Source organism: Pseudonocardia halophobica (assembly GCF_027922425.1).
In the GTDB taxonomy this organism is placed as follows: domain Bacteria; phylum Actinomycetota; class Actinomycetes; order Mycobacteriales; family Pseudonocardiaceae; genus Pseudonocardia; species Pseudonocardia halophobica.
This window is the reverse complement of the sequence record NZ_BSFQ01000028.1, coordinates 1-20,112: the sequence shown is the minus strand read 5'-3', so window position 1 is coordinate 20,112 and position 20,112 is coordinate 1. Positions and strand designations below refer to the sequence as shown.

Genomic DNA, 20,112 nt, shown 5'->3' with positions numbered 1-20,112 from the left:
GAAGCACCTCCTCGTGCCTCGCCCCCGTGCCCGTCGCCGGTCCCGCGGGGGCACCGTTCGATGATGCAACCGCTTGACTCGCGCGTCGACCTCCGTTCGGGGGCGGGATCAGAGGCGGTACCAGTCGCGGGCGGTACCGGCCATCAGGCGCGGCCGCATCGACGGCGGCGCCGCGGCGAGGAGCTCGGCGATGTCGTCGTCGTAGCCGTGCGGGTAGTCGGTGGCGAACATCAGCATGTCGTCCGAGCCGAGCCACTCCAGCACGGTGGCGGTCTGCTCACGGGTGCCCAGGTCGGCCGGGGCGACGGAGAACCGCATGTGCTCGCGGATGATCTCCAACGGCCGCCGGTCCAGCCACGGGACCTCGCGACGCAGCCCCTTCCACTCCTTGTCCATCCGCCAGCCCCACACGGGCAGCCAGGTGAACCCGCCCTCGAGCACCGAGACCCGCAGCTCCGGGCACACCTGGAACACGCCCTCGGACACCAGGCTGGTGACCTGCGCGGTGAAGGACTGCCACTCCGCGGCGTACTCCTCGACGTAGTAGGAGGAGTACCCGCTCGACGACGGCGCGTCCGTCGTGATCCCCCCGAAGTGCAGCCCGGCCACCAGGCCGTGCTCGGCCATGGCCTGGAAGACGGGATGGAACTGCCGCTGGCCCCACAACGCCGCGTGCCGCACGGGCAGCAGCACCTGGACGAAGCCGGGATGGTCGCCGACCCGGTGGATCTCCTCGATCATCGCGGCGGGGTCGCGCGCCGGGATCACCAGCGTGCCGGCCAGCCGCGGGTCCCGGTCGAGCCACTCGGCGACCAGCCAGTCGTTGACGGCCCGGGCCAGCGCCGCCGCCCAGTCCGGGTGCCGGAGCGAGTCGACCGCGTAGTAGCAGGTCAGGATCGCGTGCTCGACCCGCCACGGGTCGAGCACGTGCTGCTGGAGCAGCCCGAGCTCCGAGGCGGGCGACCGGTCGGCGGGTCGCCACTCGGGCCGGCACGAACGGTCCGACCCGGGTGGGTAGGCGAGGTTCACCCCGCCGACGGGGCCGTGCCAGCCGCGCTCGGTGCACCAGGCGATCCAGTGCCGGGACAGGTACGGGAAGAGCGCCTCGAGCGACGGGACGTTGGCGTGCACGTCGCAGTCGATCACCGGGCCGGGCCACACCGCGTCCCGGGTCGTGTTCTCCAGCAGCGCGGTCGTCATCGACCCTCCCCCGTCCCCGCCGCCTCCCGGGCCTTCCGGGCCTTCCGCAGGTCGACCACCACGTACTCGTCCTCCACGCCGACCTCGACGGTCTCGGCGGTGTACGGCCCGGGCACCCGGCCGGCGTGCGGCACGCCGTCGACCTGGTCGGCGCCGGTGACCTCGACGTCGTAGGTGCGCAGCCGGGTGCGCGGGTCGAACCAGGACTGTCCGGTGCGGACGTCGAACTCCCAGCCGTGCCACGGGCACATCAGCAGCGCGGTGTCCTCGTCGTAGTCGAACTCGCCGGGCCGGGGCGAGGTGAGCCCGGCGACGACGTTGCCCTTGCACATCTCCGCCCCCTTGTGCGGGCAGCGGTTGATCAGCCCGTAGAACGAGCCGCCGACGTTGAACACGCCGACCTGTCGCCCGCCCACCTCGACGAGCACGCGCCCGCCGTCGGGGATGTCGGCGGCCCGGCCGACGACGTACCGCCCGCTCATGCCTGCGCGAGCGCCGGGCCGGCGACCGAGCGGCCGTGCTTCAGCGCGGCCGCGGCACCCGTGGCGACCAGGCGCTGCTCCATGGCGACCGACAGGAAGTCCATGCCCCAGCCGCGGCCGATCTCCGGGTCGCCCGGACCGAGCGCCAGCATCCCGGCGCGCTTGCCCGCCCGGTGCGCGGCGTCGACGATCGCGCGGTGCCGCTCGTCGACGAGCGGGTCCGTGTAGGACATCGACGGGCGCCCGCCGCCGGAGATCGACAGGTCCGTCGGCCCGACGAACAGCACGTCCAGCCCCGGGACGGTGGCGATCTCGTCGAGGTTCGCCAGGGCCTCGAGGGTCTCGATCTGGGCGAACGTCACGATGTCGGCGTTCGCCTCCGTGAAGTACCGCGCGCCGTCGGCCGCCCGGTAGGGGCCGTAGGAGCGGGAGCCCTCCGGGGGGTACCGGCATGCGGCCACGAACCGCTCGGCCTGCTCGCGGGTGTTGACCATCGGGCACATCACGCCCCTGGCGCCGGCGTCGAGCACCCGCCCGACCAGGATCGGGTCGTTGCCCGGGACCCGCACCACGGGCACCGTCGGGGTGGCCGCCAGCGCGATCACCGCGGTGACGACGTCCCGGTACTCCGCCATCGTGTGCTGCATGTCGATGATCACGGAGTCGTAGCCGAGCCGGCCGACCGCCTCCGCGGAGAGCACCGAGGAGCCGGAGACCCAGCAGTCCACGGCGGCTTCGCCCGCCGCCCATCGGTCGCGGATCGCGTTGGTCGGCATGGGCTGGCCCTCCGGAGCGTCGACGTCGACAACTGTGCTGAACGTTCGCTCAGTCGGACCGCCGACGCATCGGCAGAACCTCCACAGTCGGGCCGGGGACGCTTGGCGGTTCCGACAGCGACAGTGCCGGACGAACCGCCCTAACTTCGTCGGACGCAGTGTCCCAGCTCACAGCCTCGCACGACGTGCGGACCCGAGGAGATGACGCCGTGACCGTCGAAGAACCCGTGAGCGTCACCGGACGCGTGGGGGCGGACCGTCCGCCGGGCCCCCTCGAGGAGCGGCACGCGCGGTCGCGGTCCTTCCGCAACGTCAGCGACGGGGACGCGTCCGAGCGGCTCACGTCCACCCACTGGCACATCGCGACCGCGCTCGGCCTGGGCTGGATGCTCGACGGGATCGTCATCGCGCTCTACGCGCTGATCGTCCCGTACCTGTTGGAGGACTTCGGCATCAGCCTGAACTCGCTGACCCTCGCGGTGACGGTCACCGGCATCCTCGCCGCGTTCGCCGCCTACTTCTGGCCGTGGCTGGCCGACCGCATCGGCCGCCGCACCGCGTTCATCGTCAACGTGGCGCTGACGTGCGCGTTCCTGGTGCTCATCGTGGTGTCGCGGAACTGGTTGTTCTTCATCCTCTTCTACACGCTGATGCGGGTGACGATCGCCGGCGAGTGGGCCATCGGTTCGCTGCTCACGGTGGAGACCTGGCCCGCCCGGCACCGCGCCAAGATCCTGAGCGCGGCCCGGTCCCTCTACGGCTACGGCGTGGTCATCGCCGGTCTCACCGGCACCTACGTCATCGCGCCGCACGGCTGGCGGTGGGCGTTCCTGGTGCCGGCGGCGATCGGCCTGCTGGCGATCTACGTCCGGTTCCTCTGCCCGGAGTCGCCGGCGTGGGTGCGTAACCGCGACGCCGTGATGGCGCGGACCGAGGACGCACCCCCGGAGGACCGGCCGACCTGGGCCGAGCGCGCCCGCAAGGCGTCGGTCGGCCAGCTGTTCGAGCCGGGTCAGCGCAAGCGGACCTACGTGGCTCTCTTCGTCGCCGCCACGGCGACGATGTCCTGGTACACGCTGGGCTACTGGGCGCCCTTCTACCTCAAGGAGACCCACGGCTGGACCACCGCCGAGTACAGCAACTGGTACATCTGGTGGGGCGTCGCCGGTGCGTTCGGCTACTACCTCATGGGGTGGATCGCCGACCGCTGGAGCCGGTTCCGCGCGATGCTCACCGGCAACGTCATCTTCATCGTCACGCTGATCCCGTGGGCGCTGGCGACCGAGTCCTGGCAGCTGTGGGTGTTCGGGCTGGCGTCGAACTTCGGCCTCATCGGGGTGTGGGGCACGGTCCTCACCTACACCGCCGAGCTGTACCCGACCCGCATGCGCGGGGTCGGGATGGGTCTGACGTGGATGGTCGCGGGCTTCCTCGGCGTGCTGGTCCCCTACGGCGCCCTGTGGGTCCGCAACGTCACCGGCTCCTTCACCGCCGCGTTCATGCTCATCCCGGTGCTGCTCGTCATCCAGCTGATCGGTCTGCTCATCGCACGGATGGACTACGCGGGCAAGCAGTTGGACTCGATCGCGACCTGAGCGCGCCGGCGGCCGCCGTCGATTCGACGGCGGCCGCCGGGGGATGCGCGGTCAGCCCGCGCGCAGCCGCGGGGTGCGCTGCAGGGCGGTGCGGGCCACGGCGAGGTGGTGGGCCACCTCGGCCGCGATCAGCTCGCTGTCGCCGGTCGCGCGGGCGCGGTGGCGGTCCACCAGCGCCTCGAGCGAGGCGAGGAGGCGGTCGCCGATGTCGGTGCGGCGTTCGTCGAGGGACGGGGCGGGCTGGTCGGAGAGTGCGGGTACGGCGGACATGACTGTGCTCCGGGAGGACGCAGGATCGGGGACGACGGTGCGGCCGCGGCCGGCGGATCGCCGGCGGGCGGGCGCGGAGGTCGTCACCGACAGAGGGCGGCCTCGGTGCGGCAGAAGTCGACGTGCCGGCGCCGCGACCAGATCTCGCGGTCCCAGGTGCGCACGGCACGTACTCAACCCGTCGCCCGAACCGATTGTCAAGAGCATGAACGCTCAGGTGTCGCCGCTGCCACATGTGCCTTGACCAGGGGAAACGTCCGGACGTTCGCACGCAGGACCACATGCTGGACACACGCCCCACCACGTCGGAGCGAGACGAGATCGGACCCGGCCGCTACGAGGTCGCCACCGAGCCGGCGGCCTCCATGATCCGGGCCAGCGCCGCCGACGACGACGGGTAGGCGCGGCCGGGCGGGAGCTCCGCCAGGGCCGCCACGGCCTCGACGATCGCGGCGTCGCCGGCCGGGTCCTCGGGGTCGGGCAGGGCCACGGCGTCGGACTCGACGATCCGCACCCGCGCCACCAGCCCGCCGCCGATCTCGAACACCGAACCCGACTCGCCGCAGTCGGCCGAGCTCAGGTACGCGACGAGCCCGCTCACCCGCGCGGGGTCGAGACCCGCGAGCAGCTCCGGCGGCATCAGCGGCTCGGTCATCCTGGTGCGGGCCACGGGCGCGATCACGTTCGTGCGGATCCCGTACCGCTCCCCCTCGAGGGCGAGCGTGGAGCCGAGCCCGAGCATCCCCGACTTGGCGGCGGCGTAGTTGGCCTGGCCGAAGTTGCCGTACAACCCGGACGCCGACGACGTGAGCACGATCCGTCCGCTGCCGGACTCCTTGAGCGCGGGCCAGGCCTGCAGGACGCAGTACATGCTCCCGGCGAGGTGCACCCGCAGGACGGTGTCGACGTCGTCGGCGGTCATCTTGGCGACCGAGCGGTCGCGCAGCACCCCGGCGTTCGCCACGAGCGCGTCGAGCCGGCCGAACTCGGCGAGTGCGGTCTCGACCGCCGTGCGCGCGCCCGCCTCGGTGCCCACGTCGGCGACGCAGGCGACCGCCCGCCCCCCGCTCGCCACGAGCTCGTCCACCACGGCCGCGGCCGCTCCGGGCTCGCCCGCGGCACCGTCGAGTGTGGAGCCGTCGTCGGCCACGACGACCGCCGCGCCGCGGGCCGCGAGGGCCCGGGCGTGCGCCCGCCCGAGACCCCGCGCACCACCGGTCACCAGGGCGACCCTGCCCTGCAGGTCGAAGGTCATGTTCCCGGTCTACCGGCGTGGTCGCCGTTCGGACAACATCTCACCGCACTGTGGGTGCGGTGAGAGGGATCACACGCTGCAGCGACGTCGACGCCTACGCGCCGTCGCGGTCCGCGGGCGGCCCCGGCACGGAGCGCAGGGGGTTCTCGGTGGTCCACCCGAGGCTCCACGCGGCCTCCGCGGGCTCCCCCGCGGCGTCGGCGAAGGCGCTCAGCGCGGCGACCAGGCCCCGACGCCGGCGGACGGGCATCTTCTCGAGCGTGTCCTGGATGGCCTGCCGGCGCTGCACCGTCACCTCGTCGACGAGCTGTGCGCCGGCCTTGGTCAGCTGCAGGAGCAGGTTGCGGCGGTCGGCCGGGTCGTCGCGGCGGTCGAGCAGCCCGGCGGCCACGAGCCGGTCGCACGCCCGGCTGGCGTTGGAGGGGTGCACCTCCAGGCTCGCGGCGATGGCGCCCAGGTTCAGCGGCCCGCGGCTGGCGATCATGACCATGATCCGCAGCTGCGGCAGGGTGACGCGGTCCTCGATCGCGGCGAACGAGCGGGCGGTGACCCCCACCAGCACCCGGGCCGTCCGCATCACGGCGTCGACCTGTTCGCGGGTGGGCGGATCGGGGACGGCGGCCGCGTCGGTCATGTCCGTAGTGTCGCGTACCCGTCCCGCCGGCGGCCGGAGCGTGACCGCCACGACCGCGGACCCAGCGGGCGCTCGCGGTCGTGCTCCTCCGCGAGGTCGCGCAGGCGGCCGTCGAGCAGGTGGTCGACGGTGACGAGCCCGACCAGCCGCGCGGGGTCCGCCCGGTCGACGACCGGCGCCGCGGTGATCCCGTGCCGCGCGAACCGGGAGGCGATCTCGCGGAGGGTGTCGTCGGCGTGCACCACGACCGGATCGGCGATCAACACGTCCGCCACCGCCCGGGCCTCGCCGGGCGCCACGAGGGACTGCCGGGGCACGGCGCCGTGGAGTCGGCCGCCGTCGTCGACGACGGGATACAGCCGTTGCAGCGGCGCGTCGGCCCGCGGGCTCCCGTCGGCGCCGCGACGGGGGACGGTGGCGGCCAGCAGGTCGCGCGACGCCGGGAGCGGCGCGTCGGGCGGCAGGACGGCGGGCGCGGCGGCCATGACCTCGTCGGCGAGCAGGACCTCGAGCGGGTCGACGTCGTACTCGCGGGAGAGGTGGTAGCCGCGCCGCGCGATCTTCTCGGTCAGCACCGAGCGGCGCAGCAGCAGGGCGGAGAGCCCGTATGCGGAGGCCGACGCGATCAGCAGCGGGACCAGCACGGACCACGCATGGGTCAGCTCGAGGGAGAACACGACCCCGGTGAGCGGCGAGCGCATGACCCCGCCCACGACCGCCGCCAGCCCGACCATCGCCCAGAACCCCGGGGCGACCGCGGGGAAGACCAGCCCCTCCACCGCACCCAGCGCGGCGCCGATCATGAAGACCGGGGCGAGCACCCCGCCGGAGGTGCCCGAGCCGAGCGACAGCCCCCACATCAGGCTCTTCACCAGCAGGATGCCGACGATCAGCGACAACGTGGCGTGCCCGGTGAGCAGCTCGTCGATGACGTCGTACCCGACCCCCAGCGCGCGGGGCTCGATCAGCCCGCCCACGCCGATGATCAGGCCACCGATCGCGGGCCACCACATCCAGTGCACCGGGAGCCGGGCGAACTGGTCCTCGGAGAAGTAGACGAGCGCGGTCACCGCGACGGCCAGCAGCCCGCCGACGAGCCCCGCACCGACACACAGCAGGTCGACGACCGGGGTGGCGCGGGCGGCCCCGAGATCCACCGGGAAGAGCGGGTCGGCGCCCAGCAGCGGCGCGCGCACGACGGTCGCGACGGCCACCGCGCAGGTGACGGGCAGGAAGCTGCGGGGCCGCCACTCGAACAGCAGCAGCTCGACGGCGAGCAGGACCGACGCGAGCGGCGCGTTGAACGTCGCCGCCATGCCGGCCGCGGCGCCGGACACCATCAGCGCCTTGCGTTCGTCGGCGGACAGGTGCAGGTGCTGCGCCAGGATCGACCCGACCGCACCGCCGGTCATGATGATCGGGCCCTCCGCGCCGAACGGCCCGCCGGTCCCGATGCTGATCGCCGCGGACGTCGGCTTGAGCACCGCGATCCGGGGCGCGACCCGGCTGCGGCGCATCAGGATCGCCTCGATGGCCTCGGGCATCCCGTGGCCGCGGATCTTCTCCGAGCCGTACCGCGCCATCACCCCGATGACGAGGCCGCCGACGACCGGCGCGGACAGCACGAGCCACCACGGGTGGGGCGCGCTCCCCGGGCTCACCATCTCGGTGGACAGGCGCTGGAAGAACACGGCGTTGGTGATCAGCGCGATCAACCGCAGGAGCGCCCACGCCGCGGTCGCGCCGAGGGCACCGATCGGCACCGCCCAGGCCAGGGACACCAGGACGCGGCCGTCGAGCGTGAAGTCGCCCAGGTGGCGGGGCAGCGGCGACCCGTTCCCGTCGGCGGCGGTCGGGCGGCGGTCGTCGGGGATCACCGCGTCATCGTGACCGCCTGGACCCCGATGACGCAATCATTGCCCCGCCCAGATTCTCATCCTTCAAGGCGGCCCGGGGTAGGGCCATGACATCTCAGACACACAATCATGACGCTCGTCGTCACCCGGGTGGGGCCGGTTTGATCTGCATCCCGGGACGCCGGCGGTGCACGGTGAGGTAGCCGAGACCCTCGCCGCCCGCGCGCAGCCGACGGGTGGACCCGCGCGGCAGCCAGAGCATCGTCCCCGCGGCGAGGGCCAGCGGGCCGTCGGCGCCCTCGAGGGTGCCGCTCCCGGAGACGACCACCAGGAGGACGTCGAGGTCCGACTCCGTGTGGGTCTCGACGACCTGATCGCCGCCGAGGTGCAGGACGTTGGCGTCGAGCTGGCGACCCGGCTCGGTCAGCCGCCACACCACCCCGGCCGGCACGGTCGCGCTGTCGGTCAGGAGGGGGCGCAGGTCGTGCACCACCTGCGGGGCGGTCGCTCGCTCGTCGGACATGTCCGAGACTCTGCCCCTCCCCGCCCGTCCCCGTTCACCACGGTCCCGACCGAGGCCGACGCGTCCCGGCTCCCCCGGCTCGTCGCGACCGGCGAGCGGTGGCCGGTCCTGGCCGCCCGGGACACGTTCCCCCGGGCGCTCGAGGCGATAGTCGACGGGCTGCTCGCCCAGGCCACGGCGACTCCGTAGGGCCGCCCTTCTCCCCGCGCCTCCGGACGGTTAACGTTCGTTCGTTCAGACTGGGAAGGGGGCGTCCGTGGGCGAACTCGTGCTCCGCACCGACCACGACGGCTGGACGGTGCTGACACTGAACCGTCCGAAGAAGCTCAACGCGCTCACGGTGGCGATGTTCGCCGAGCTCAGGGCGCACGTCGAGGCCCTGCGGGAGGACGCGGCCGTCCGGTGCGTCGTCCTGCGCGGCGCCGGTCGGTGCTTCTCCGCGGGCCACGACCTGGCGGACATCGGCGCCGGCGAGGCGGTGCCGTCCCGCGGCTGGCACAGCGAGACGCTGCGGATGCTGGAGAAGCTGCCGAAGCCGGTCGTCGCCGCCGTGCACGGGCACTGCTACACCGGTGCGCTCGAGGTCGCGCTGGCCGCGGACTTCCTCATCGCCGCGGACGACGCGCGCTTCGGCGACACCCACGCCAAGTGGGCGCTGACCCCGGTCTGGGGCATGAGCCAGCGGCTCCCCCGCCGCGTCGGCGTCGCGACCGCGAAGCGGCTGATGTTCACCGCGGACATGATCGACGCCGCCGAGGCCGTCCGCATCGGGCTGGCGGAGTACGCCGTCCCGCTGGCGGACTTCGACGCCGAGATCGCGTCCCTGGCCGGCCGGATCGCCGCGCAGTCCCCCTTCTCCCACGCGGCGAACAAGCGCCTGCTCGACGCCACCGACGGCCGCCCGCTCGACGCCGGCCTGCAGTGGGAGGTCACCGAGGGCGAGGGCCGCGGCCCGGACGCCCAGGAGCGCATCGCCGCCTTCACGAGCCGGAAGGGCTGAGCCGGATGGACATCGCGCCGAACGCCGACCTGGAGAAGTTCCGCGAGGAGGTCGCGGAGTTCCTCGACACCGCACCCACTCCGGAGATCCGCGAGGCCGGCCGCAAGACCACCAGCGTCTTCGGCCCGTTCGACCAGGTCATGGCCTGGCACCGGATCCTGCACGCGCGCGGCTGGTCCGCCCCGGACTGGCCGGTCGAGCACGGCGGCACCGGCTGGTCGGTCGAGCAGCGCTACGTGTTCGCCGAGGAGTACCAGAAGCGCGGCCTGCCCCCGTTGCTGCCCAACGGCCTGCGCATGATCGGCCCGCTGCTGATGGAGCTCGGCACGCCCGAGCAGCAGGCCCGCCACCTGCCCGGGATCCTCTCCGGCGAGGACTACTGGACCCAGGGCTACTCCGAGCCCGGCGCCGGCTCCGACCTCGCGTCGCTGAGCACCATGGCCGTGCCGGACGGGGACGACTACGTCCTCAACGGCAGCAAGATCTGGACCACCTACGCCCACCACGCCAACCGGATGTTCCTGCTCGTCCGGACCAGCCGCGAGGGGCGCAAGCAGCGGGGCATCACGTTCCTGCTGCTCGACCGCATGGACCTCCCCGGCCTGGAGGTGCGCCCGATCATCGGCCTCGACGGCGCGCCGGAGCAGTGCGAGGTGTTCTTCACCGACGTCCGGGTGCCGCAGGCCAACCGGGTCGGCGCCGAGAACGACGGCTGGTCGGTGGCCAAGCAGCTGCTCAAGCACGAGCGCGGCGGGTCGGCGCACAGCCCGATGCTGCGCCGCCGGCTGGAGGTCGCCCGCGCGGTCGCGGCGGAGACGCCGTCGGGCTTCGGCGGCTCCCTCGCGGACGACCCGGCCTTCCAGCGGGACCTCGGCGAGCTGGAGGCCGAGCTCGCCTCCTACGAGCACTTCGAGAAGCTCGCGATCAGCGGGCACCCGATCGCGAAGGACCCGGCCTACCCGTCCTTGAACAAGGTCATGAGCTCCGAGCTCACCCAGCGCATCTCGGTGCTGATGACCCGGGTCGTCGGGCTGGACGGGCTGGCGGACCAGCGCGAGGCGCTGCACGTCGGGTCGGAGGTCGAGCCGCTCGGCGGGGACCTCGCGCTCGTCGCGATGCCGTACTACCTGAACAGCCGCGCGACCACGATCTACGCCGGCACCAACGAGGTGCAGCGCGATCTCGTCGCCCGCACCCTGCGTTCCTGACCGGAGGCCGCCGTGGACTTCACCTTCACCGAGGAGCAGGTCCTGCTCCGCGACACCGTCACGCGGTCGCTCGAGCGCGACTACTCCTTCGAGGCCCGCCAGGCGATCGCCCGCTCGGAGCGGGGCTGGTCGCCGGAGGTCTGGGCGCGGCTGGTCGAGCTCGGGCTCACCGCCCTCCCCTTCCCCGAGGCGGTCGGCGGGCTGAACGGGTCCATCGTGGACGTGGTCGCGGTGGCCGAGGTGTTCGGGGCGCACCTGCTCGTCGAGCCGTGGGTCGCGTCGGTCGTGCTGGCGGGCGGTGTACTGGCTGCCGTCGAGGACCAGGACACGCTGGCGCGGATCGCCTCCGGCGAGGCGATCGGCGCGCTGGCCCACGAGGAGGGCCGCGGCACCCCCGATCCCGCGCTGATCACCACGACGGCCGAGCGCAGCGGGGACGGGTACGCCCTGACCGGCGAGAAGCGGGTGGTGCTGCACGGAGCGTCGGCGGACGTCCTGGTCGTCACCGCCCGGCTCGACGCGGGCCCGGCCGTGTTCCTCGTCGACCCGTCGGCCCCCGCGGCCACCGGCTTCACCACGGTCGACGGCCGTCGCGCCGCGCACCTGCGGTTCGACGCCACGCCCGCCACCCTGCTCGCCGCGGACGCGGAGCAGCTCCTCCGCGAGGCCCTCGACCGCGCGCTCGTGGTCCTGGCCGCCGAGGCCGTCGGCGCGACGGGCGAGCTGCTGCGCCGCACCGCCGAGTACGCGTCCACCCGCGAGCAGTTCGGCGTGCCGATCGGGACGTTCCAGACGGTGGCGCACCGGCTGGCCGACATGAAGATCGCGTACGTCAAGGCGCGCTCCACGTTGCTCTACACGACCGCGCTGACGGAGGCGGGCCGGCTCGGGCCGCAGGACGTCGCCGTGCTGAAGGCGCAGGTCGGACGGCTCGGGCGGCTCGTCGGCGAGTACGCGATCCAGACCCACGGCGGGGTGGGGATGACCGACGAGCTGCCGATCGGCCACCTGCACAAGCGGATCCTCGCGGTCGACGCGATGTTCGGCCCGGCCGACCACCACCTCAGGCGGCTCGGCGCGGGCCTGGCCTGGGCACCGGCGACGACCGGCTGAGCCGCTCCCCCACCCGGCTCGCTACGACGCACCGACGACGTGCGTGCGTCGCCGGCCGGGTCCGTCGTCGCTCCCGGTCAGAACCGCCAGCGCGTCGCGCCCCCGGAACCGGTGGTCGCGAGTGCGGTCGCCGAGCGCGCCGTGATCCGGTAGACCGCCCACGGGGGCGGGCCCGCCGACGGGGCGCTGAACTCGGCGGTCAGTGCCTGCCCCGAGTCGTCGACCCGGCACGGCCATCCTTCCGCGGCCCACCGCTGCGCCATCGCCGCGACGGTCGCCGGATCGGTGACCCGCTCCGCGGACCCGTGCACGGCGAGATCGAACTCCTCCGTCGCGAGGCTCAGCGCGCACCGGGGGTCGCGGGCCAGGTTCCGGCCCTTCCGCGTCCCCTCCCCCGTCTCGAACCAGAAGGCGTCGTCGGCCCAGAGCGCCCCGACCGCCGTCACGTGGGGGCTGCCGTCCGGGCCGAGCGTGGTCAGCCAGCAGGTGTGCCGGTTCGGCCCGCCCGCGCCCGGGGCCTGCGGGAACCCCGCGTCGAGTCCCGCCCGGATCCGGTCCCAGTCCAGCGTCGGCAGGTCGTAGAGCTCGGCCAGGTTCGTCGCGTCCATACAGGCGAGACTCCCGGATGCCCGCCGGCTCATCGGTCCGCGGCGCGCAGTGCGCGTCAGTCCGTGAGCAGCAGGGTGTAGAGCCTGGCGATGAGGCCGTCCTCGACCAGGGCGATGTCCATCCCCCGGACCACCGGCGGCTCCCCCTCGGGGCCGAACCCCCACGCGAGGTGGCCGAGGTCGCGGGCGACGCGGACCGGCCCGTCGGGCGTGAACACGAACCCCGGTGAGCGGTCGAGGAGATCCCGCGCCTTCTCGTCGACCGCCTCGTGTCCGGTGACGGTCCCCTCCGGGTCGGAGAAATCCACGTCGGCGACGTAGGTGCGGGCGACCGCGGCCCTGCGCCGCTCCGCGTCCCGCTCGTTGAAGACCTCCAGCAGGTTCGCCTGCATGAGCTCCGGAATCGTGGCCACCAGGCATCTCCTCCGCGGACGGGCGTCGGCGATCAACCTAGCAGCGGGGTGGTCTGTGCCCGAGGACGTCCTCGGCATCCAGGCCGACATGAGCGCCGGCGTCGACGTCGAGAGGGTCGCCTCCTACCGGCCCGACCTGAGCAGATCGGGCGCGCCATCGGGGAGACCGCGGCCGTCGACGCCCTGGTCGCCGACTCCGGGGTCGATGAAGCAGTCGCCCTATACCTGATCCAGTGCAGCTGTCAACCCGTTGCAATACGGAGTGACGGCGATCACCATCGGAATCACGTTGTCTCTGGCGTCGGCCCGGCGAGGAGCGGCCCGTGATCCCGATCGTCGAATTCGTCCTGGGCATCGCGGTGCTGGTCTACTGCGCCGAGAAGCTGATCGGTCAACTGGTCGGCGTCGCCAGCCGGTGGGCGATCTCGCTGTTCCTCATCGCGGTCGTCTTCACCGGGATCGAGTTCGACGATCTCGCCTTCGGCGTCGTGCTGAACGTCGAGGGCCTGCAACAGGTGGCCCTGGGCACCGTGATCGGGACGACGATCGCGATGACCGGGATCGTGCTCGCCCTGGCGGCGATCGTCGCCCCGTGCCGCGTCGACGTCCCCCGGGACTACCTCGTGCTGTTCGTGGCTGCGCCGGTGGTGATGTTCGCCCTCGCGCTGACCGGGGTGCTGACGCTCGTGACCGGTGTCGTGCTGGTGGTCCTGTTCGTGGCGTTCGTGGGGTGGATCGGCTATCGCGAGTACTCCTCCCGACGACCGGTGTTCCGCAACGCGGAGCTCTACGAACAGCTCGAGAAGGTCGGCGCGGGGGGCACGGCGACCATGACGGCCACCGGCGGCGGGGACACCCCGGCCGGCGGTGCCGGGGGCACCACGGATGGCGGCTCCGGGGGCACGACCGGGTCCGGCGGTTTCGACCTCCCGACCGACCTGCGGATCGACCAGGGGTTCCTCAAGGCCCGCCGGCAGTCCCGCTGGGGCGGGCTCGGGCTCGCCGTGCTGGCGCTTGCCGGGCTCGTCGTTGGGGCGTTCGTCGCGGCGCGGGGGACGGACGGCATCCTCGACACCTTCGACATCGCCGGCACCGTCTTCGGCGTCACGATCGCCACGCTGGCGCTCTCCCTCGAGGACATCTTCCTCACCGTGGAGCCCGCCCGCCGGGGCGCGCCGGAGATCGGCGTCGCCAACGTCATCGGCAGCGTCGTGTTCTCGGTGACCGGCAAGCTCGGGATCGTCCTGCTCGTCGGCGGGGTGATCACGATCGGCGACGACGTGCTGTCCTGGCACCTCCCGGTCATGCTCGCGATGACGGCGTTGTCGGCGATCTTCCTGGCGACCGGCCGCCTGCGGCGGTGGCACGGGATCGTCCTGCTCGCCCTGTACGTCGCCTACTTCGTCGTCAGCCTGGTGGTGTTCGGCGAGGTCCCGCTGGACAGCGACTGACGTCGGAGAGCGTCAGTAGGCCTGCTCCAGCAGGAACCGCCCGCCGTCGACCCGAATGATCGCGAGGCCCGCGATGCCCTCGGGGCCGTGCCGCTCGGGGGTGAACGTGTACACCGCGAGGGTGCCCGGGACCCCGGTCGTCCGCTCCAGGCGGTCGCGGACCGCGTCGCGGGTCTCCTGGGACCCGGTGCGGGCCGGGTCGGTCGCCCGCAGGGCCTCGACCGTCAGGTGGACGGCGTCCCAGGCGCCGGCAGCGGACGGCGACGGCGTGGTGCCGTACTCCACCTCCCACGCGCTAACGAAGTCCGCGAGCACGGGGCCCTGCGGGTCGTCGGCCGGGATCTGTTCACTGACCAGCATCTTCGGGCCCTGCAGCAGGGTGCCCTCGACGGCGTCGCCGCCGAGCCCGATGTAGTGCGCGCCGGCCGCCCCGGAGGCCGGGAACAGCACGCCCGGGTAGCCGAGCACGAAGGCGTTGCGGGAGACGATCGCGGTCGGCAGGGCCGCCGACCACACCAGCGTGACGTCCGGGCGGGTGGCGGCGAGCGTCGTGAGCTGCGGTGTCATGTCGACCGCGTCGCCCGGGAAGACCTGGTTCCCGACCAGCTCCAGCCCGAACCCGGCGATCATGCCGGGCAGCGCCTGCGCCGCCTCCCTTCCGTGGTCGTCGTCGGACGACAGGATCGCGACCCGCCGCCAGCCCTGCTCCCGCGCGTACGTCAGCTGCGCCCGCAGGGACTCCGCCCTCGCCGGGACCTGCGTGAACATGTACCTGGCCTCGGCCGGCGGCGAGATGACGTCGTCCGTTCCCGCCATCGCCGTCACCGGTGTGCGCAGGGTCCGGGAGAGCGGCCGTAGCGCCACGGCCTCGGTGCGCGAGCCCGGCCCGACCACGGCGACGACGTCCTCCTCCACGACGAGCCTGCGGTACTCGTCCGCCGCTCGACCGGCGTCGCCCCCGGTGTCCGCGACCACGAGCTCGACCGGCCGGCCGTGGACCCCGCCGAGGGCCGTGGTGCGCTCTGCGTAGAGCTGCAGCGCCCGGTGCCCGGGCCGGGAGACCGCGGCGTCGGCGCCCGTGAGGCCGAGGAGCACACCGATCCGGTAGGGCGCCCCGGCCCGGCCGTCGTCGCCGGTCGGCACGCTGCAGCCCGTGCTGCAGGCCGCGGCGACCAGCAGCATCGCGATCGCTACGGCGGCCGTGCGGAGCCGCCCGCGCGCACTGGTCCGGAACGTGTTCACCGTCGAACCGCTTCCGCCTCGGGAGGGGTGGGCGGGCCCTCCGTGTCGGACCAGTAAAGCCGAGCCCGGGACCGGGGCCAACCGCCGTGGGCGCCCGATCCCGGTCCCTTCTGGCAGGGTCGGCGCGGACGGGGTGGAAAGGCGAGGAGGCCACGTGATCACCGGAGTGCACACCATCCTCTACGCGGAGGACGTCGACCGAGCCCGCGCCTTCCTGCGCGACGTGCTGGGCCTGGCGCACGTCGACGCCGGCGACGGCTGGTTGATCTTCGCCGCGCCCCCGGCCGAGCTCGCGGTCCATCCCACCGATGCCGCCACCAGCGGGCGGCACGAGCTGTTCCTGATGTGCGACGACGTCGAGGCGACGCGGGCGGCGGTGCTCGCCGCCGGCGTCGAGACCGGCCCGGTGGAGGACCAGGGCTGGGGCCTGATCACGCGTCTGCAGGTCCCGGGGCTGGGCGACCTGGGGCTGTACCAGCCCCGCCACCCCACCGCCCTCGGGCTCGACCGAACCTGAGAAGGGTGCCACTCTCGGCGTCGCAGCCGGTCAGCCGAAGGGGCACGGCCTCTCGCGTCCGCCTCCGTAGATCGCGCACGTCAGGGCCCGGCGGCGATTCGTCTTGCCGCAGGGAGATCCTTTCGGAAGTCTCGGCCGTCGAGGTTCGCGCGGGCGAGGAGGCGGATGTGGATCGTGTCGACGACAAGAGGCCGACCACCCCTGCCGCGCCGTGCCCGCCGGGCCGGCCACCCTGGTGGCAGGAGCTCAAGGGGTCGCTCCGGGGCCGCATGCGCGCGCTCGTGCTGGTGGTCCTGGTCGCCCTGTTCGGGCTGCTCGCCGTCGCGGTGGGCAGCATGGCGCAGGCCTCCACCGCCGACCAGGACATGATGCAGCGGATCGGCCCGGCGCTGACCTCGGTCGAACGGCTGCAGACCGCCTACGTCGACCAGGAGACCGGGCTGCGCGGCTACCTCCTCACCGGACAGGACGGCTTCCTCGACCCGTTCACCGCCGCGGCGCCCCGGATCGCCGCCGAGCAGAACCTGCTCGGCACCCTCGTGCCCGAGCTGGCCGGCAGCCTGGCCGGGGTCGCCGTGGCCTACGACAACTGGTCGGCCAACGTCGCCCGGCCGCTCATCGACCTCCGCCGCGCGGGCGACGTCGCGCAGACCTCGGCCCTGGCCGCCCAGGACGTGGGCAAGGGGCGCTTCGACGTGCTCCGCCAGCGCGTCGACACCCTCCGCACCCAGATCCGCGGCGAGGCGGACGCCGCCGTGGCGGCCTCGTCGTCGGCGCGCCTGCAGCTGTTCGGCGTCCTCGGCGCCGTCGCCGCCCTCGGGATCGCCCTCGGGGTCGTCGCGATGCGGTTCCAGCGGCGCTGGGTGCTCGCCCCGCTCACCCGGCTGGGCAACGACGTCGCCGCGGTGGCCGGCGGGGACTACGCCCACCCCATCCGCGACGACGGCCTGCGCGAGCTGGCCACGGTCGGCCGCGGCGTCGCGACGATGCGCGACCGCCTCACCGCCCACGCCGCCGAGACCGCGCGGACCGAACGCCTCCGCGCCCGCGCGGACCAGGCCGAACGCATGGCGGACACGCTCCGCCGCGACGTCATCGTCGAGCTGTCGTCGCTCACGCTGACCGTCACCGCCGTGGCCGGCCGCCATCCCCGCGCCGCGGCCGAGCTGCACCCCGTGGTCCACCGCCTCGACCTCGCCATCACCGCCATCCGGAACGCCATCTTCGGCAGCCCGGAGCCCTCCCCGCCGCAGAACTGAGCCCCTCCGCGTGCACTCGGCGGTATGCGCCCGCACCTCGGGTCGATCGCCGTCCCCGTGCTGGTGATGCACGGCGACCACGCAGGCCGACACGTCAACGCCGACCTGCTCGACTTCCTCCGGTCCTGACCGGCTCGCCGTGCGCCTGTCGCCCGCGTCAGCCGACGGGTTCGCGGGTCTTGAGCTCGGCGAGGATGTCCTGGACGCGCTCCTTGGCGTCGCCGAAGAGCATCTGGCTGTTCTCCCGGAAGAACAGCGGGTTCTGCACGCCGGCGTAGCCGGTGGCCATGGACCGCTTGAACACGACCACGTTCCCGGCCTCCCACACCCGCAGCACCGGCATGCCCGCGATGGGCGAGCCGGGGTCCTCGGACGCGGCCGGGTTCACGGTGTCGTTGGCCCCGATGACCAGCACGACGTCCGTCTCGGCGAGATCGTCGTTGATCTCGTCCATCTCCAGCACGATGTCGTAGGGGACCTGGGCCTCGGCCAGCAGCACGTTCATGTGCCCGGGCAGCCGCCCGGCCACCGGGTGCACCCCGAACCGCACCTCCACCCCCTGCTCCCGCAGCTTCCGGGTCAGGTCCGCGACCGGGTACTGGGCCTGCGCGACGGCCATCCCGTAGCCGGGAGTGATCACGACCGAGCGGGCGTTCGAGAGCAGCTCGGCCACCCCGGCGGCGTCGATCTCGCGGTGCTCGCCCTCCACGGCCGCCGCCGACGACGTCGTGGCGCCGAATCCGCCGGCGATCACGGAGAGGAAGGAGCGGTTCATCGCCTTGCACATGATGTAGGACAGGTAGGCACCCGACGAGCCCACCAGCGCGCCGGTGATGATCAACAGGTCGTTGCCCAGCAGGAAGCCCGACGCCGCCGCGGCCCACCCCGAGTACGAGTTGAGCATCGACACCACGACCGGCATGTCCCCGCCGCCGATCGAGGCCACCAGGTGCAGGCCCAGCAGCAGCGCCAGCACGGTGAGCACGGCCAGCACCCAGGTGGCCGGGGTGATCACGAAGTACACCGTGAGCGCGGCGAACACGACCAGCGCGCCCAGGTTCAGCACGTTCTTGCCCGGCAGCATCAGCGGCGCCGACGCGATCTTCGCCGACAGCTTCAGGTACGCGATGATCGAGCCGGTGAACGTGACCGCGCCGATGAACACCCCGATGGCGACCTCGGCGTGGTGGATGCCCAGCAGCGAGCCCGCGAGCTGCAGGTGGCCGGACTCCACTTCCAGGAAGCCGTTCCAGCCGACCAGCACGGCGGCGAGGCCGACGAAGCTGTGCATCAGCGCGATCAGCTCGGGCATGCCCGTCATCTCGACGACCCGGGCCCGCCAGAGCCCGATCGCCGCGCCGATGACCAGCGCCACCAGCAGCAGCGCGATCCCGAGCCCGGAGGCCGAGCCGAGCGCCACGATCGCGGTCGCGACCAGCGCGATGGTCATGCCGGCGATGCCGAATACCACCCCGGAGCGGGAGGTCTCGTGCTTGGACAGCCCGGCGAGGCTGATCACGAACAGCAGGGCGGCGATGAGGTAGGCCGCCGTCGTCCACGTCTGCATCAGGTCAGCTCCGTCCGGGGCTACGGGAGAACATCGACAGCATGCGGCGGGTCACCGCGAAGCCACCGACGATGTTGATGGCGGCCAGCAGCACCGCGACCGCGGCCAGCGCCGTGACCAGGGCACTTCCCGTGCCGATCTGCAGGATCGCGCCCACGACGATGATCCCGGAGATGGCGTTGGTGACCGACATCAAAGGGGTGTGCAGCGCGTGGTGCACGTTCCCGATCACGTAGAAGCCGATCACGATGGCCAGCACGAACACCGTCAGGTGCCCGGCCAGCTCCGCCGGCGCGAACGCCGTGACCAGGAACAACGCCAGCGCCCCGGCGATCCCCACCGCGGCCCGCGCCAGCGGCGAGCGCGTCTTCTCCGGCTGGGGCTCGGCTTGCGGCACCGCGGCGGGCTGGGTCGCGGGGGCCGCACTGACCGACACCGGGGGCGGCGGCCACAGCGTCTCGCCGCCGTGCGCCACGGTCAGCCCGCGCACCACGACGTCGTCAAGGTCGAGGACCAGCTGCCCGTCCTTGGCCGGGGTGAGCAGCTTGAGCAGGTTGACCACGTTGGTGCCGTAGAGCTGCGAGGCCTGCGCGGGCAGCCGACCCGGCAGGTCGGTGTATCCGATGATCGTGACCCCGTTGTCGGTCACCACCGCCTCACCGGCCACCGTGCCCGCCACGTTGCCGCCCTGCGCCGCGGCCATGTCCACGATCACGCTGCCCGGGCGCATCGACGCGACCTGCTCGGCGGTGATCAGCTTCGGCGCCGGACGGCCCGGGATCAACGCCGTGGTGATGATGATGTCGACGTCTGCGGCCTGCTCGGAGTAGATCTCTGCGGCGCGCCGGTCGTAGGCCTCCGACGTCGCCTTCGCGTACCCGTCGGTGCTGGCCTCCTGCTCGACCTCGACCGCCAGGTACTCCCCACCCAGCGAGCGGACCTGCTCGGCGACCTCGGCCCGCGGGTCGGTCGCGCGGACCACGGCGCCCAGGCTGTTCGCCGCCGCGATCGCCGCCAGCCCGGCCACGCCGACGCCGGCGACCAGCACCTTCGCCGGCGGGACCTTGCCCGCCGCGGTGACCTGCCCGGTGAAGAACCGGCCGAACGCGTGCGCCGCCTCGATCACCGCCCGGTACCCGGCGA

General features: G+C 73.2%; 20 protein-coding genes. 7 read left to right on the top strand and 13 right to left on the bottom strand.

Annotated elements, in window-relative coordinates; genetic code table 11:
• Positions 1-108: 108 nt before the first annotated feature.
• From PKE99_RS25985 to PKE99_RS25975, 3 genes are read right to left on the bottom strand one after another with little or no spacing between them, the layout of a single operon-like run.
• On the bottom strand, positions 109-1,200 hold the full coding sequence (locus PKE99_RS25985) for an amidohydrolase family protein (protein ID WP_051738020.1): 1,092 nt from the start codon (positions 1,198-1,200) through the stop codon (positions 109-111).
• Positions 1,197-1,682, bottom strand: a complete 486-nt coding sequence (locus PKE99_RS25980) for a Rieske (2Fe-2S) protein (RefSeq protein ID WP_037050930.1) — start codon at positions 1,680-1,682, stop codon at positions 1,197-1,199. The genes PKE99_RS25985 and PKE99_RS25980 overlap by 4 nt, the downstream gene beginning before the upstream one ends.
• Positions 1,679-2,458, bottom strand: coding sequence for an HpcH/HpaI aldolase family protein (locus PKE99_RS25975; protein ID WP_037050931.1), 780 nt, complete (start codon positions 2,456-2,458; stop codon positions 1,679-1,681). The genes PKE99_RS25980 and PKE99_RS25975 overlap by 4 nt, the downstream gene beginning before the upstream one ends.
• Positions 2,459-2,667: 209 nt before the next feature.
• On the opposite strand from PKE99_RS25975, the gene PKE99_RS25970 reads away from it, so the two are divergent.
• Positions 2,668-4,053, top strand: coding sequence for an MFS transporter (locus tag PKE99_RS25970; RefSeq protein WP_037050934.1), 1,386 nt, complete (start codon positions 2,668-2,670; stop codon positions 4,051-4,053).
• A 51-nt stretch (positions 4,054-4,104) separates the two neighbouring features.
• Here the strand turns inward: PKE99_RS25970 and PKE99_RS25965 are convergent, their stop codons facing one another.
• From PKE99_RS25965 to PKE99_RS25945, 5 genes are all read right to left on the bottom strand, one after another.
• Positions 4,105-4,323, bottom strand: a complete 219-nt coding sequence (locus PKE99_RS25965) for a hypothetical protein (RefSeq protein WP_271214926.1) — start codon at positions 4,321-4,323, stop codon at positions 4,105-4,107.
• A gap of 334 nt (positions 4,324-4,657) precedes the next feature.
• Entirely contained in the window at positions 4,658-5,578 is a 921-nt protein-coding gene (locus PKE99_RS25960) for an SDR family NAD(P)-dependent oxidoreductase (protein ID WP_063739850.1), read from the bottom strand.
• 94 nt (positions 5,579-5,672) lie between these two features.
• Positions 5,673-6,212, bottom strand: coding sequence for a MarR family transcriptional regulator (locus PKE99_RS25955; protein WP_051738028.1), 540 nt, complete (start codon positions 6,210-6,212; stop codon positions 5,673-5,675).
• On the bottom strand, positions 6,209-8,089 hold the full coding sequence (locus tag PKE99_RS25950) for a chloride channel protein (RefSeq protein ID WP_231498369.1): 1,881 nt from the start codon (positions 8,087-8,089) through the stop codon (positions 6,209-6,211). Before PKE99_RS25950 ends, PKE99_RS25955 begins: the two co-directional genes overlap by 4 nt.
• Before the next feature lie 121 nt (positions 8,090-8,210).
• Complete coding sequence (locus tag PKE99_RS25945) at positions 8,211-8,591, bottom strand: cupin domain-containing protein (protein WP_037050935.1); 381 nt, start codon at positions 8,589-8,591, stop codon at positions 8,211-8,213.
• 256 nt (positions 8,592-8,847) lie between these two features.
• On the opposite strand from PKE99_RS25945, the gene PKE99_RS25940 reads away from it, so the two are divergent.
• The 3 genes from PKE99_RS25940 to PKE99_RS25930 are packed head-to-tail and all read left to right on the top strand — an operon-like array spanning position 8,848 to position 11,912.
• Positions 8,848-9,591, top strand: a complete 744-nt coding sequence (locus PKE99_RS25940) for an enoyl-CoA hydratase/isomerase family protein (RefSeq protein WP_037050942.1) — start codon at positions 8,848-8,850, stop codon at positions 9,589-9,591.
• A gap of 5 nt (positions 9,592-9,596) precedes the next feature.
• Positions 9,597-10,799, top strand: coding sequence for an acyl-CoA dehydrogenase family protein (locus PKE99_RS25935; RefSeq protein WP_037050944.1), 1,203 nt, complete (start codon positions 9,597-9,599; stop codon positions 10,797-10,799).
• A gap of 12 nt (positions 10,800-10,811) precedes the next feature.
• The gene (locus PKE99_RS25930) at positions 10,812-11,912 is read left to right on the top strand and encodes an acyl-CoA dehydrogenase family protein (protein WP_037050947.1); all 1,101 of its coding nucleotides are present in this window, start codon (positions 10,812-10,814) and stop codon (positions 11,910-11,912) included.
• Between the two features lie 77 nt (positions 11,913-11,989).
• Here PKE99_RS25930 and PKE99_RS25925 read toward each other — a convergent pair whose 3' ends face one another.
• Positions 11,990-12,520: a pyridoxamine 5'-phosphate oxidase family protein gene (locus PKE99_RS25925; RefSeq protein ID WP_037050949.1), complete on the bottom strand. Its 531-nt coding sequence runs from the start codon at positions 12,518-12,520 to the stop codon at positions 11,990-11,992.
• 56 nt (positions 12,521-12,576) lie between these two features.
• Positions 12,577-12,933 carry a nuclear transport factor 2 family protein gene (locus PKE99_RS25920; RefSeq protein ID WP_037050951.1) on the bottom strand — a complete coding sequence of 119 codons (357 nt, stop codon included), beginning with the start codon at positions 12,931-12,933 and terminating at the stop codon, positions 12,577-12,579.
• A 323-nt stretch (positions 12,934-13,256) separates the two neighbouring features.
• On the opposite strand from PKE99_RS25920, the gene PKE99_RS25915 reads away from it, so the two are divergent.
• Entirely contained in the window at positions 13,257-14,384 is a 1,128-nt protein-coding gene (locus tag PKE99_RS25915; protein ID WP_037050958.1) for a sodium:calcium antiporter, read from the top strand.
• 12 nt (positions 14,385-14,396) lie between these two features.
• On the opposite strand, the gene PKE99_RS25910 is transcribed toward PKE99_RS25915, so the two are convergent.
• Positions 14,397-15,626 (bottom strand): ABC transporter substrate-binding protein, encoded by a 1,230-nt coding sequence (locus PKE99_RS25910; RefSeq protein ID WP_037050959.1) that lies wholly within the window; start codon positions 15,624-15,626, stop codon positions 14,397-14,399.
• Between the two features lie 154 nt (positions 15,627-15,780).
• On the opposite strand from PKE99_RS25910, the gene PKE99_RS25905 reads away from it, so the two are divergent.
• Both PKE99_RS25905 and PKE99_RS25900 read left to right on the top strand, forming a co-directional pair.
• Positions 15,781-16,143 carry a VOC family protein gene (locus PKE99_RS25905; protein WP_037050965.1) on the top strand — a complete coding sequence of 121 codons (363 nt, stop codon included), beginning with the start codon at positions 15,781-15,783 and terminating at the stop codon, positions 16,141-16,143.
• A gap of 167 nt (positions 16,144-16,310) precedes the next feature.
• Entirely contained in the window at positions 16,311-17,402 is a 1,092-nt protein-coding gene (locus tag PKE99_RS25900; RefSeq protein WP_156067957.1) for a CHASE3 domain-containing protein, read from the top strand.
• A gap of 157 nt (positions 17,403-17,559) precedes the next feature.
• Here PKE99_RS25900 and pntB read toward each other — a convergent pair whose 3' ends face one another.
• Positions 17,560-18,969 (bottom strand): Re/Si-specific NAD(P)(+) transhydrogenase subunit beta, encoded by a 1,410-nt coding sequence (gene pntB / locus PKE99_RS25895; protein ID WP_037050974.1) that lies wholly within the window; start codon positions 18,967-18,969, stop codon positions 17,560-17,562.
• Positions 18,970-18,973: 4 nt separating this feature from the next.
• On the bottom strand, positions 18,974-20,112 hold a 1,139-nt coding region (locus PKE99_RS25890; RefSeq protein WP_271214925.1), incomplete at its 5' end, for a Re/Si-specific NAD(P)(+) transhydrogenase subunit alpha.